Source organism: uncultured Aquimonas sp., assembly GCF_937888285.1.
In the GTDB taxonomy this organism is placed as follows: domain Bacteria; phylum Pseudomonadota; class Gammaproteobacteria; order Xanthomonadales; family Xanthomonadaceae; genus Aquimonas.
Map to the genome: position 1 here is coordinate 48235 of NZ_CALART010000002.1, position 13160 is coordinate 61394.

Genomic DNA, 13160 nt, shown 5'->3' on the forward strand with positions numbered 1-13160 from the left:
GCGCCCTTGCCCTACGCCCCGCAGCTGATCGACGCCCACAGCCGCGCGATGGCCGAGGCGCCGCGCAAGGAGATGGTCCGCGCCGACCGTCTCACCGGCAGGCTGAAGCGCAAGTACGGCAGCCGCATCACCGGGCACTCGGTGCAGCCGGCGCGCGAGGGCCGCTACGCCGAGTTGCCCGCCGACCTGCCCGCACCGATCGCCAACGCGCTGCGCGCGCGCGGCATCGAGCGCCTCTACAGCCATCAGGCCGAGGCCTGGCAGCGCGCGCAGGCCGGCGAGCATTTCGTGGTGGTGACGCCCACGGCGTCCGGCAAGACACTTTGCTACACGCTGCCGGTGCTGGCCGGCGCGATCGAGCAGCGCGCCAAGGCGCTCTACCTGTTCCCGACCAAGGCCCTGGCCCAGGATCAGCTGGCCGAGCTGCTGGAGTTGAATCGCGCCGGCGGGCTCGGCATCAAGGCCCACACCTTCGACGGCGACACGCCCGGCGATGCGCGCCAGGCGATCCGCCTGCACGGTGATCTGGTGATCAGCAATCCGGACATGCTGCACCAGGCGATCCTGCCGCATCACACCAAGTGGGCGCAGTTCTTCGAGAACCTGCGCTACGTGGTGATCGACGAGATCCACAGCTACCGCGGCGTGTTCGGCGCGCATCTGGCCAACGTGCTGCGACGGCTGCAGCGCATCTGTGCTTTCTATGGCGCGAAGCCGCAGTTCATCCTGGCCTCGGCGACGATCGGCAATCCGGCCGAGCATGCGTCAGCGCTGATCGGTGCCCCGGTGGAAGCCATCACCGACAGTGGCGCGCCCAGCGGCGAGAAACATCTGCTGCTCTGGAACCCGCCGATGGTCAACCGCGAACTCGGCATCCGCGCCTCCGCGCGCTCGCAGAGCACGCGCATCGCGCGCCTTTCGATCAAGGCCGGCCTGAAAGCGCTGGTGTTCGCACAGACGCGGCTGCTGGTCGAGGTCATCACCAAGTACCTGAAGGACGTCTTCGACCACGACCCCAGGCACCCGCCGCGCATCCGCGGCTATCGCGGCGGCTACCTGCCCACCGAGCGCCGCGAGGTCGAGCGGGCCATGCGCGAAGGCCGCATCGATGGCCTGGTCGGCACTTCGGCGCTGGAGCTGGGCGTCGATATCGGCGCGCTGGATGTGGTGGTGCTGAACGGCTATCCCGGCAGCATCGCCGCGACCCGCCAGCGGCTCGCCCGCGCCGGCCGTCGCGGCCAGCCGAGCCTCGGCGTGCTGGTCGCCGGCAGCACCGCGCTGGACCAGTACATCGTGCGGCATCCGGAGTTCTTCGAATCGGCCTCGCCGGAGATGGCGCGCATCCACGCCGACCATCCGCTGATCCTGCTCGACCACATCCGCTGCGCGGCCTTCGAGCTGCCCTTCGTCGATGGCGAGCGTTTCGGCAGCGTCGAGCCGGCGCCCTGGCTGGAGGTGCTGGCCGAGGCCGAGGTGCTGCACCAGGAGTCTGGCCGCTGGGAGTGGATTGCCGACAGCTATCCGGCCAATGCGGTGTCGCTGCGCTCGGTGGCCGACGGCAACTTCGTGGTGGTCGACCGCAGCGACGGCCGCCAGCAGATCATCGCCGAGGTTGACTACTCGGCCGCCGCGCTGACCCTGTACGAGGGCGCGATCTACCTGCTGCAGTCGCAGCCCTTCCAGGTCGAGAAGCTCGACTGGACCGGCCGCAAGGCCTATGTCACCCGGGTCAGCGTCGATTACTACACCGACGCCATCGACTACACACGTCTGCGTGTGCTGGAGCGCTTCGACGGCAGCAATGCGGGGCAGGGCACCTGCCACCACGGCGAAGTCCATGTGGTTCGACGCGTCTCGGGCTACAAGAAGATCCGCTACTACACCCACGAGAATATCGGCTACGGCCCGGTCAACCTGCCGGACCAGGAGCTGCACACCACCGCGCTGTGGTGGTCGCTGCCGGCGGACGTGCTGGAGGCGAGCTTCGAGAGCCGGCAGGACGCGCTGGATGCGTTTCTCGCGGCTGCCCATGCCCTGCATCTGGTGGCGGGGCTGTCGGCCATGGCCGAGGCCCGGGACCTGCAGCAGTCGGTGGGCAGCGGCGACGGCAGCTGGAGTCGCGTTGAGGGCTTCGGCCGCGAGCTGCCCGAGGCGGTCGAGGCCGATGCGCGCTTCGCGCCAGCGGTGTTCCTGTACGACAACTTCCCCGGCGGCATCGGCCTCTCCGAGCCGCTGTTCAAGCGTCGAACGGAACTGGTGCGCGCGGCCCTGGGGCTGGTCGAGGCTTGCGACTGTGCGGCCGGCTGCCCGGCCTGCGTCGGTGCAGCCCTGCAGGCCGACGAGGAACAGACCTGCGCCGGTGCCAGCCCCAAGCGGCTCGCGGCGCGCGTGCTCGGCCTGTGGAATGCAGCGGCAGCGGCGTGAGCGCGTTTGCCGAACACCTTCGCAGGCTGCGCGAGCAGGCGGGTGCGAGCATCGAGGCCCGACCCGGTCCGGTGGACGCGGATATCAAGGTCGCAGCCCCATCGGGCAGCATCGCCACGCAGTCTGCAGTGGTACGCGCCCGTGACCCCGCCCAGACGCCCTGCGCAGACGTCGACCTGAGTCTGTCGGGGTTGAAGGATCTGCTGCGTCGCCATGCCCGAAAGTCGCGCACGGATCCGGTCGATGCCTTCGGGAGCAGCGGCCATGCGGGGCCCCGCCCAGTGCTTGCGGAGGACATCAGCAACGCCTCGTGCTCGATCGCTGCGAGCGGTGCGATCGCCCCGCAGGGCGTCGAGATCGCCGCAGGTCTGCATGAGTACATCGAGCGCCTGCCCCTGCGCCCGCCGGCAGCATGGCAGTGGCTCCCCGACCTGCATCCACGGCTGTTGCCGACCGATGCGCTTCTGCATTTCGATACCGAAACCACCGGGCTCGCCGGCGGCACCGGCACGCGTGCCTTCATGCTCGGCTATGCGCGCTGGATGGAGGCAGGTCTCGAAGTGCGGCAGCTGTGGATCAGCCGACTCGCGGCCGAGTCGGCGATGCTCGAGCGCTTCGCGCAGTGGCTTTCCTGTGGGGCCTTTCAGCTGGTCAGCTACAACGGCCGCAGTTTCGACGGGCCGCTGCTGCGGGCCCGCTATCGGCTGGCACGTCAGCGTGATCCGCTGCAGCAGCTGCCGCATCACGACCTGCTGCATGCCGTGCGGCGAAGGTTCCGGCGCGAGTGGCCGAGCTGTCGACTGGCTGAAGCGGAATCCCGACTGTTGGGCGTGCAGCGTCAGGACGATCTGCCTGGTGCGCAGGTGCCGGCGGCATTTCTTGCCAGCCTCCGCGGTGGTGATCCGCGACCGCTGGAGCGCGTGCGTCGCCACCATTTCCAGGATCTCGTCAGCCTCGCCGGGCTGTTGCCTCGGCTCTGCGAGCTCGCCGCCGTGGCGCCTCGTGCCTGGTCGCTGGAGCCGCAGCCTGGGTCGGCTTCCCGGTGAATCGCCGGGGTCAAATGCGGCTGGGCTCCACTTGCATGAGAATGTTTTGACGAACGTGCAGGTTGGGTGATATTCCGGTCGTCACAGCCCTGCTGCGCCCAACTTGCGCGCGCGGCCGCACGCGGGTTCGGGCGAGCAGATCGTCATCGAGCGCAGCCGTGCGGTCGAGCCTCAGGGCATGCCCTGTCCACTCACGAGGTTGCCCGTGTACCGATCCTCGCTTTGCTCCGCACTGCTGTTCGCGCTTGGCCTGTCTGTCGCCGTTCCTGCCTCGGCCAGCGTCGTTCGTGATTGGAACGAAACCCTGCTGGAAGCGGTTCGCGAGAACGCACCGCGTCCGACCGTGGTCTCGCGCACCTTGTTCATGAGCTCGGCGGCAGCGTTCGATGCCTGGGCCGCATATGACCCGCGCGCGCTGGCGGCGACGCCCGCCAACCGCAGCCTGCGGCGCCCGCCCTCGGAGCACAGCGAGGCCAACCGCCGGGTCGCGGTCAGCCATGCGATGTTCCAGCTGCTGGTGCACGCCTACCCGGGCGAGCGTCCACGCTTCGAGGCGCGCATGCGCGCGCTCGGGCTGGATCCACTGTTCACGTCGACCGATCCGGGAACGCCCGCGGGGCTGGGCAATCGGGTGGCGCAGTACGTCATCGAGGCACGCGCCAACGATGGCAGCAATGTCGCGCGCAACTTCGCCGACACCGCGACAGCTGCGTTCCCGGTGCCCTATGCCGCGGTGAACGCTGCCGATCCTGCCGCACCCAACGCGCCCGGTGGCGCCCACTTCGACATCAACCACTGGCAGCCCCTTCGCGTGCCCACGGGCAGCCTGCGTGATGCGCTCGGACAGCCGGTGGTGGATGCCGCACGTCCGGACTCCTATCGGGATCAGAGCTTCCTGACGCCGCACTGGGGTTCCGTGCGTCCCTTCGCGATTCCTTCGGCCGCGGCACTGCTGCCGCCCGCGCCACCGCGGCATGGCTCGCAGGAGCCCTATGTCGATGCGCTGGGTGTGCGCAGTACCGGGCACGAGGCCTTCCTGCGGCAGATGACCGAGGTTCTGGAAATCAGCGGGGCGCTCAACGATCGCACCAAGGTCATCGCCGAGTTCTGGGCGGACGGCCCGCGTTCGGAAACGCCCCCGGGCCATTGGAACCAGCTCGCCCAAGGCGTTTCGATACGCGATGGCCACGATATCGGCGCTGATGCGCGGATGTTTCTGGCCCTGAACGGTGCCTTGCTGGATGCCGGCATCGCCACCTGGAACGCCAAGCGCGTCTACGACCTCGTGCGTCCGGTGTCGGCCATCCGCCATCTGTTTCATGGTCAGCAGGTGCAAGCCTGGGCCGGTCCCAACCTGGGCAGCCGCATGATCGCTGGACAAGACTGGCAGCCGTACCAGGATCCGACCTTCGTGACGCCGCCGTTTTCGGAGTTCACCTCGGGACACAGCGGCTTCAGTGCAGCCTCGGCGGCCGTGCTGGAAGGCATGACCGGCAGCCCGCGCTTCTTCGACGGCGTCAGCCGCATCGATCGCGATCTGGACCGCGACGGCCAGCCCGACCTGATCGGCGAGTTCCGCGCTCAGCCGGGCTATCTGCGCTTCGAGTCCGGGCCGGCTGCGCCGGTGGTGCTGCGCTGGCCGACATTCAAGGACGCCGCCGACGAGGCCGGCTTCTCGCGACTCTATGGTGGGATCCATATCCAGGACGGCGATCTGCGCGGCCGTGAGATCGGCGAGAAGGTGGGGGCCTCGGTGCTGGCGCGCGTGCAGGCGCTCGCCGCCGGCGTGCTGCCGATCGGGCCGGAGTTCACCGGCGTTTGGATGGACCGCGGGCGCAGCGGTGAAGGACTGTCGCTGCAGATCGACGCCGCCGGTACGCTCGTGGTGCAGTGGAATACCTACGACAACCAGCGCCGCCAGATGTGGCTGGTGGGTTCGGCCAAGGTGCAGCCCGATGGCAGCGTGACCGTGCCCTTGATCACGACCTCTGGCGCTCGCTTCGGCGAGAACTTCGACGCTGCCGAAGTGCAGACGCATGCGTTCGGGTCCATGCGCATCCGCTTCACCGACTGTGACCGCGCGGTGGCGACCTACGCGCCCACCCTGCCGGGCTTCGGGCCAGGCCAGCTGGAGCTGGAGCGGCTGTTCAATCCGGGGACCAGCCGCTGCAGCGAACTCTGAACCGGCCGCCACACCGCGCGACTGCCCTGATCGGTCCAGCCCGCGAGCGTCGACTCGGCTCCTGCAGCGGAGCGGCGCTCAGATCGCTTTGGAAAAGCGCACCGGCTGCGCCGGGCTCTGCAGGTAGCGATCGAAGCACATGGCGACGATGCGCATCAGCAGGCGGCCTCGCGGGGTGACGCGAATGAAGCCGGGTTCGAGCGTGACCAGGCCGTCCTGGATCAGCGGCGGCAGCTGTTCGAGGCTGTCGCCGAAGTAGAGGTCGAAGTCGATGCCGTAGCGGTTCTCGAGGTCGCGCTTGTCGATCTCGCCCTGGCACATCAGATGCTGGATCAGGTCGGCGCGCAGCACGTCGTCGGCATCCAGTTTCAGGCCACGGATGATCGGCAGGTGGTCGTTCTCGACCATCGCCACGTAGCCGGCCAACTCGCGCGCGTTCTGCGCGAAGTGATCGCCGATGCGGCTGATCGCGCTCATGCCCAGGCCGATCAGGTCGGTCTCCGCATGCGTGGTATAGCCCATGAAGTTGCGCTGCAGGCTGCCGGCACGCTGGGCGCGGGCCAGCTCGTCCTCGGGCAGGGCGAAATGGTCCATGCCGATGTAGTGGTATCCGGCGGCCGAGAGCTTCTCGATGGCCAGCTCCAGCAGGCGCAGCTTCATGTCGGGCGGCAGCAGGTCTTCGATCTTGATCTGCTTCTGCGCCTTGAACAGATCGGGCAGATGGGCATAGCTGTAGACGGCCAGGCGATCCGGCCGCGCGGCGATCACGGTGTCGAGGGTGCGGGCGAAACCGGCCAGGTTCTGCCGAGGCAGGCCGTAGATCAGGTCGACATTGACCGAGCGGAAGCCGTGCGTGCGGCAGGCCTCGATCACCGCCAGCGTCTCGTCGACGCTCTGGATGCGATTGACCGCCTCCTGCACGTCGGGGTCGAAATCCTGCACGCCAAGGCTGGCGCGATTGAAGCCGAGCTCGGCGAGATGGGCGATGCCGGCGGGATCCACGCTGCGCGGATCGAGTTCGATCGAGAAGTCGCGGTCCGCCCGCGTGCTGAACTGGAACTCGCGGCCGAGGCTCAGGATCAGCTGCTCCATCAGCTCGGGCTTCAGGAAGTTCGGCGTGCCGCCACCCAGGTGCAGCTGCACCACTTCGCGGTCGCGGTCGAACAGCGGCGCGACCAGGCCGATCTCGCGCTGCACATGTCCCAGGTACTTCTCACCGCGGCTCAGGTCGCGGGTGATGATGCGGTTGCAGCCGCAGTAGAAGCAGGGCGACAGGCAGAAGGGCACGTGCACGTACAGCGACAGCGAGCGCGGGATCGGGTCGGCATTGCTTTCGCTGGCCGCGCGGCGATAGGCGGCTGCATCGAACTTCGTGCTGAAGTGCGGCGCGGTCGGATAGGAGGTGTAGCGCGGACCGGGGCGGTCATAGCGGCGCAACAGCTCGGCATCGAAGGGCGGGATCGTCGGCATGGGGCGAAGTCTTGCGCCGACGCCGCCCGGCCGCGTTGATCGGGATCAAGCCGGCCGCGAGCGCTTCAGCGCGCCTCGGCGCCGTCCAGCATGCGGCCGAGCTCGGCATCCTTCTCGGCCCAGAGTTGATTCAGCCAAGCCTGGAAACGCTCGCGGAAGTCCGCGTCCTCTTGGTAGTCGCGGCCGAGCAGGTCCGCCGGCAGCGGCAGCTGACGGACACGCAGCTGGACCTCGGGTATCCGCCCGGCCAGCAGATCGAACAGGCTGGGCCGACCCGCGGGATAGGCGATGCTCACGTCGATGAGGGCCTGCAGGCTGTCGCCCATGGCCTGCAGTACGAAGGCCACGCCGCCGGCCTTGGGTGCCAGCAGATGGGTGTAGGGCGAGCTCTGGCGGGCGTGTTTGGCCGGCGTGAAGCGCGATCCTTCGACGAAGTTCATCACCGATACCGGGGTGTAGCGGAACTTGGCGCAGGCGCGGCGGGTGGATTCGATGTCCTTGCCGCGCAGGCTTGGGTCACGCGCGATCTGCTCGCGGGTGTGTCGGCGCATGAAGGGGAAATCCAGCGCCCACCAGGCCAGCCCCATGACGGGTACCCACATCAGCTGCTGCTTGAGGAAGAACTTCAGCATCGGAATGCGTCGGTTCAGCGCCATCTGCAGCACCGGGATGTCGACCCAGCTCTGGTGGTTTGCGATCACCAGGTACCAGCCTTCCGGCTTCAGGCTGTCGAGACCCAGGAACGCAAAGCGCGTGGGCGTCAGCGCCCGCATCAGCGCGCTGTTGACCGCCACCCAGCTGGTGGCGATCGCGATCAGCACCCGGGTCAGGCCCACCTGGGCCGCGCGGAAGCGCAGAACCAGCTTGAACAGTGCGAACAGCAGCAGCACCGGCACGTGGATGGCGGTATTGAGCGCGACAAGGCTGAAAGTAAAGGCGGCGCGCAGCGACGCCAGGAGCGATTTCATCAGGCAGCGGGAATGGCGGCGGGGTGCGGGGAGTATGCCTTGCCGCGGGGAGTGGGGATGCGGGAGTGGAGATTCGGAGCTCGCGTGATACCGATCGCCGCTGGCCCCTCTGCCCTTGCGCGAAGCGAGGCTGGTCGCTTGTCGGCCGCCGATGTCAGCCGATGCTCGCTGGAGCCCGAGCGGAGCGGAGGCGGGTGGGAGCAGGCACTGCGCCCTGCAAGCGTTCTACCCCTCTCCCCCGACCCCTCTCCCACAAGGGGAGAGGGGAGATTCGCAGGCACAAGTACAGATAGGAGGCTCGCACTCAGTGGAGGAGAGGGGAGATCCGAGGGCAGAGGGAGACAGGAGGCTCATCTCGGTGGATGAGAGGGGAGGTCCACACTCACTGCTCAGGGCGCGCGAGTCGCGGCTGTCCATGCCTTGATCCAGCAGGCCGCAGGCGATGGCCGATCAAGCCCAACGCCCGCGACAACCCGCTCCAACAAATCCCGAATCCCCACTCCCGAATCCCGGCTCTCTCAAAACATCTCTTCGCCAATCGCCATCAGGCTGTCCGCACCCGCGCGCGCCGCGCGGAAGTGGTAGGCCGTCTCCGGCAGAAGGCGGCTGAAGTAGAAGCGGGCGGTGTGCAGCTTGCCGGCGTAGAAGGCGTCGCCGCTGTCCTTCTTTTCCAGCGCCACGCGGGCCATGCGCGCCCAGAAGTAGCCGTAGACCAGATGGCCGACGATGCGCAGGTAGTGGGTGGCGGCTGCACCCACTTCGTCCGGGTTGCTCATGGCCTTGCCGCCCAGCTCCATGGTGAGCTGGGTGAGCTTCTGGCCGAGTTCGGCCAGCGGCGCGATGAACTCCGCCATGCCCGGATAGGCCTGCTCGGCCTCGGCGAACTTGGCGATCAGGGCGCCGAACCGCTGCAGGCGCTTGCCGCCGTCGCCCAGCACCTTGCGGGCCAGCAGGTCCAGCGACTGGATGCCGTTGGTGCCCTCGTAGATCATGTTGATGCGGGCATCGCGCAGGTACTGGCTCATGCCCCATTCCTCGATGTAGCCGTGGCCGCCGAACACCTGCTGCGCGAGCGTGTTGGTCTCCCAGGTGTTGTCGGTGATGAACGCCTTGACGATCGGCGTCAGCAGGGCGACCAGATCGGCGGCCTCTTCGCGCACGGCGGCATCCGGATGCGAAAGTTCGCGGTCGATCATCTGCGCGATCCAGGTCGTGAACGCGCGGCCACCTTCGGTGTAGGCCTTTGCAGTCAGCAGCATGCGGCGCACGTCGGGGTGCACGATGATCGGATCCGCGGCCTTGTCCGGGCGCTTCGGCCCCGTCGCCGAGCGGCTCTGCAGGCGGTCGCGCGCGTAGGCCACCGCGTTCTGGTAGGCGGCTTCGGCCAGGCCCAGCGACTGCATGCCCACGCCCAGACGCGCGGAATTCATCATCACGAACATCGCGTTCAGGCCGCGGTTCGGCTCACCGATCATCCAGCCGGTGGCGTCGTCGAGATTCATCACGCAGGTGGCATTGCCGTGGATGCCCATCTTGTGTTCGATCGAGCCGGCCTTGATGCCATTGCGCGCGCCGAGGCTGCCGTCCGCGTTCGGCACGAACTTCGGCACCAGGAACAGCGAGATGCCCTTGGTGCCGGCCGGGGCGTCCGGCAGGCGCGCCAGCACCAGGTGCAGGATGTTCTCGGCCAAGTCGTGCTCGCCGGCCGAGATGAAGATCTTGGTGCCAGAGAGACGATAGCTGTCGTCGCCGTTTGGCTCGGCGCGGGTGCGCAGGATGCCGAGATCGGTGCCGCAATGCGGCTCGGTGAGGCACATGGTGCCGGTCCATTCGCCGGAGACGATCTTCGGCAGGTACAGATCCTTCTGGGCCTGACTGCCGTGCGCCTTGATGCATTCGTAGGCCGAGTGCGACAGGCCCGCATACATCAGCCAGGCCTGATTGGCCGAGTTGTACATCTCGTAGACGGAATTGTTCAGCACGATCGGCAGGCCCTGGCCGCCATAGGCCGGATCGCAGGCCAACGAAGGCCAGCCGGCCTCCACGTACTGCTGGTAGGCAGCCTTGAAGCCGGGCGGGGAAGTCACCACGCCGTCACCGTGATAGGTGCAGCCCTCGCGATCGCCGATGGCATTGAGTGGGTGGATGACGTTGGCGGCGAACTTGCCGGCTTCTTCCAGCACCGCGTTCAGCATCTCCGCGTCGACTGCCTCGTAGGCCGGAAGCGCCTTCAGCTCGGTTTCCGCATCCAGCAGCTCGAACAGGACGAAGCGCATGTCACGCAGGGGGGCGGTGTAGCTGGGCATGGTCGAACTCCGGCAGGCCTTGGGGAGGCGACCGCGGGCGATTTCGCCATACGCGGCCGTATGTTTTCGCCGCGAAGTATGCCGGAGACGCGAGCTGCTGTCAGCGCGGAAAGCGTGAAACCCTTTGGGAATCAGAAGTTTCGATCAGTGAAACAAGCGTTTGAAAGCGCGCGCTTGCGATTGGGACTGACGCCATGACCGAATCGAAGCCGAAGCCGATGTGCGCGTAGGGTGCGCCTGTGGCGCACCTGCAGTTTCGAGAGACGCGAATCCCCGACCGAAGCCCAAGCCTGCGCGTGGATGTGGTGCGCGACACGCGCACCCTACAGGGCTTCGCTTCCGTGCTTCTGGGGCTGAGCCATCCATGTCGGTCGACTCCCGCCCGCGCATCCATGCGCGGGCCTGATTCGATGTGCGGCCTGCGCTTCAACGCAGTCCGCACGCACATAAGTGTCGAAGGGCTGAGCCGTCCATGGCGAGGTGCGCCCGCCCGCGCATCCTTGCGCGGGCCTAGCCAGCCGCTGGGTCCGCCATTCAAGGCGGACCCAAAGCGCGACTGGCTAGCCCTCATCCCGCCAGCGGCGGAGGCGGGTGGCGAGGGCGATCATGGCCACGCCTGCCGCGGCGCCGATCCACAGGTTGAGCGAGGCCAGGGCCTGGCCCATCAGGTTCCAGCCGAAGGTGCTGGTGACGTTCTGCAGATCAGCGCCATCAACCAGAATGGACGGATCAGTGACTGCGAGATGCAATGGGAAACTTCCTGGCAGAACGCCCAGCAGGATCCGCATGACGACGTGCTTCCAGTACGCCGTGTACTCCAGATTGATCACGCTCAGCAGGTCGAACCAGTTCAGCAGCAGTCCGATCGAGACCGGCACCAGCAGCGCCCAGAGGAAGGGCTTGCTGCGCGCGAAGGCGGAGACCAGCAGCAGCCAGCCGATGGTTGGCAGGGCCCACAGCGCATTGATTGGCACGTTCGCCAGCATCTGGCCCCAGACATTCAGCAGGGACACCGGTCCCCACAGCACGGTCAGCGGATTGATGCCGTGGAACAGCACATACAGGCTCAGCAGGATCAGCAGGGCGAACTGCAGCACCATCGCGATCAGCGTCGACAGGATCGGAGCGAGCAGGGCTGCCGCCAGCACCTTCGACAGCACCATCGAGCCGTCCGACAGCGGCAGCGACTTCCAGAACAGCACGCTGCGGTCGCGGCGATCGTCATACAGGGCGCCGAGCAGGTAGAAGAACACCACGAAGAACAGGATGAACTGCAGCAGCCCCGACATCGAGAACAGGGCCATGTCGAGCGCTGAACCCAGGGTCTGCAGTTCCGTTTCCGAGAGGCGCTCGGTGAGTCGCTTCAGCGGAATGCCGATCTGGATGTCACCGGTGAATTTCTTGCGGAACACCTCGGCGGTGATCAGCCCCATCACCGTCAGCAGCAGGGTGATCCCGGCGCCGATCGCCGGCGCCCAGAAGAAGCCGCCGCGGTTCTCCCAGTACTCTCGCCTCAGCAGCCAGGGCAGGGTGGTCTTCATGCGTAGGTTCCTTTCATGGTGGCCACGAAGATGTCGGCGACGCCGGGGGTGCGGATTTCGCCCATGCGGCTCAGCGCGGCGCGGTCGGCGCCGTCGAACAGGAAGATGCTCTTGCCGAAGACCTGGCGCTCATCGAGCGGCTTCATGGCGCGACAGGTCTCGACGTGCTCGGCGCCGACCATCACTTCGGTGAAGCGCTCGCCCACATCCTCCATGCTCGATGACAGGCTGACCTCGCCGTCGCGGATGAAGATCAGGTCGGTGAGGATGTGCTCGATCTCCTCGACCTGATGGGTGGTGACAATGATCGTCTTGTCGTGGTCGAAGTAGTCGTTCAGCAGGTGCTGGTAGAAGGCCTTGCGGTACAGGATGTCGAGGCCCAGGGTGGGTTCGTCCAGCACCAGCAGGCGTGCGTCGATGGCCATCACCAGGGCCAGGTGCAGCTGCACCACCATGCCCTTGGACATGGTCTTGACCTTCATGTCCGGCGTCAGCTTGGTCGCCTTGAGGAAGGCTTCGCACTTGTCGCGCGAGAAGCGCGGATGCACGCCTTCGACGAAGTCGATCGCCTCACGCACGCGGATCCAGCGCGGCAGCACCGCGACATCTGCGATGAAGCAGACGTCCTGCATCAGCTGGTTGCGCTGGGTGCGCGGGTCGAGGCCCAGCACGCTGAGCTCGCCCTCGTACGGGGCAAGCCCCAGGATCGCCTTCAGCGCCGTCGTCTTGCCGGCGCCGTTGGGGCCAATCAGGCCGACGATGCGGCCGGCTTCAATACTGAAGTTCAGCCCCTTCAGCGCCGTGGTCTTGCCGTAGGTCTTGCTGAGACCGCGTGCGGTGATGACCGTGCTCATGCCGATTCCTCCGTGTCCGGGCTGCGTTTCATGAGTTCTTCGAGCTTCAGGCCCAGCTGCTCGATGCGCGCCAGCAGAGCCGGCCACTCTTCCCTGAGGAAGCGCTGACGCTCGCTCGCAAGCAGCTTTTCTGGGGCGCCATCCGTGACGTACATGCCAAGTCCTCGACGTTTCTCGACCAGGGATTCGTCCACCAGCTCCTGGTAGGCGCGGGAGACGGTGATGGGGTTCAGCTGGAAGTCCGCGGCTACCTGGCGCACCGAGGGCAGGGCGTCACCCGGCTTGAGCGAGCCATCGAGCAGCATGCCGATGACCTTCTCCTTCAGCTGCAGATAGATCGGTGTGGTCTCGTTCCAGATCACGCTCATG

Annotated in this window: 9 protein-coding genes; 3 read left to right on the forward strand and 6 right to left on the reverse strand. The window is 67.1% G+C overall.

The features are described from left to right. The first annotated feature begins 48 nt into the window (after positions 1–48). The 3 genes from Q0654_RS00280 to Q0654_RS00290 all read left to right on the forward strand — a co-directional run bounded on the left by Q0654_RS00280 (position 49) and on the right by Q0654_RS00290 (position 5652). The gene (locus Q0654_RS00280) at positions 49–2424 is read left to right on the forward strand and encodes a DEAD/DEAH box helicase (protein WP_298849345.1); all 2376 of its coding nucleotides are present in this window, start codon (positions 49–51) and stop codon (positions 2422–2424) included. Continuing rightward, complete coding sequence (locus tag Q0654_RS00285; protein ID WP_298849290.1) at positions 2421–3470, forward strand: ribonuclease H-like domain-containing protein; 1050 nt, start codon at positions 2421–2423, stop codon at positions 3468–3470. The genes Q0654_RS00280 and Q0654_RS00285 overlap by 4 nt, the downstream gene beginning before the upstream one ends. A 205-nt stretch (positions 3471–3675) precedes the next feature. Beyond that, positions 3676–5652 carry a vanadium-dependent haloperoxidase gene (locus Q0654_RS00290; protein WP_298849291.1) on the forward strand — a complete coding sequence of 659 codons (1977 nt, stop codon included), beginning with the start codon at positions 3676–3678 and terminating at the stop codon, positions 5650–5652. 78 nt (positions 5653–5730) lie between these two features. On the opposite strand, the gene hemN is transcribed toward Q0654_RS00290, so the two are convergent. The 6 genes from hemN to Q0654_RS00320 form a co-directional block, all read right to left on the reverse strand. Next, a complete protein-coding gene (gene hemN, locus Q0654_RS00295) occupies positions 5731–7122 on the reverse strand; it encodes an oxygen-independent coproporphyrinogen III oxidase (protein ID WP_298849292.1) in 1392 nt (463 codons plus the stop codon). Between the two features lie 65 nt (positions 7123–7187). Then, complete coding sequence (locus Q0654_RS00300) at positions 7188–8090, reverse strand: acyltransferase (protein ID WP_298849293.1); 903 nt, start codon at positions 8088–8090, stop codon at positions 7188–7190. Between the two features lie 518 nt (positions 8091–8608). Beyond that, positions 8609–10396: an acyl-CoA dehydrogenase C-terminal domain-containing protein gene (locus Q0654_RS00305; RefSeq protein WP_298849294.1), complete on the reverse strand. Its 1788-nt coding sequence runs from the start codon at positions 10394–10396 to the stop codon at positions 8609–8611. Between the two features lie 560 nt (positions 10397–10956). Further along, the gene (locus Q0654_RS00310; RefSeq protein WP_298849305.1) at positions 10957–11937 is read right to left on the reverse strand and encodes a hypothetical protein; all 981 of its coding nucleotides are present in this window, start codon (positions 11935–11937) and stop codon (positions 10957–10959) included. Continuing rightward, entirely contained in the window at positions 11934–12791 is an 858-nt protein-coding gene (locus Q0654_RS00315; RefSeq protein WP_298849307.1) for an ABC transporter ATP-binding protein, read from the reverse strand. The genes Q0654_RS00310 and Q0654_RS00315 overlap by 4 nt, the downstream gene beginning before the upstream one ends. Continuing rightward, the gene (locus Q0654_RS00320) at positions 12788–13159 is read right to left on the reverse strand and encodes a GntR family transcriptional regulator (RefSeq protein WP_298849309.1); all 372 of its coding nucleotides are present in this window, start codon (positions 13157–13159) and stop codon (positions 12788–12790) included. The genes Q0654_RS00315 and Q0654_RS00320 overlap by 4 nt, the downstream gene beginning before the upstream one ends. Between the last annotated feature and the right edge of the window lies 1 nt (position 13160).

Excerpts from the sequence above, each read along its gene's own strand:
- Q0654_RS00315 (WP_298849307.1), bottom strand. The coding sequence starts at position 12,791 with ATGAGCACGGTCATCACCGCACGCGGTCTCAGCAAGACCTACGGCAAG.
- hemN (WP_298849292.1), bottom strand. The coding sequence starts at position 7,122 with ATGCCGACGATCCCGCCCTTCGATGCCGAGCTGTTGCGCCGCTATGAC.
- Q0654_RS00300 (WP_298849293.1), bottom strand. The coding sequence starts at position 8,090 with ATGAAATCGCTCCTGGCGTCGCTGCGCGCCGCCTTTACTTTCAGCCTT.
- Q0654_RS00280 (WP_298849345.1), top strand. The coding sequence starts at position 49 with ATGGCCGAGGCGCCGCGCAAGGAGATGGTCCGCGCCGACCGTCTCACC.
- Q0654_RS00320 (WP_298849309.1), bottom strand. The coding sequence starts at position 13,159 with ATGAGCGTGATCTGGAACGAGACCACACCGATCTATCTGCAGCTGAAG.
- Q0654_RS00310 (WP_298849305.1), bottom strand. The coding sequence starts at position 11,937 with ATGAAGACCACCCTGCCCTGGCTGCTGAGGCGAGAGTACTGGGAGAAC.
- Q0654_RS00305 (WP_298849294.1), bottom strand. The coding sequence starts at position 10,396 with ATGCCCAGCTACACCGCCCCCCTGCGTGACATGCGCTTCGTCCTGTTC.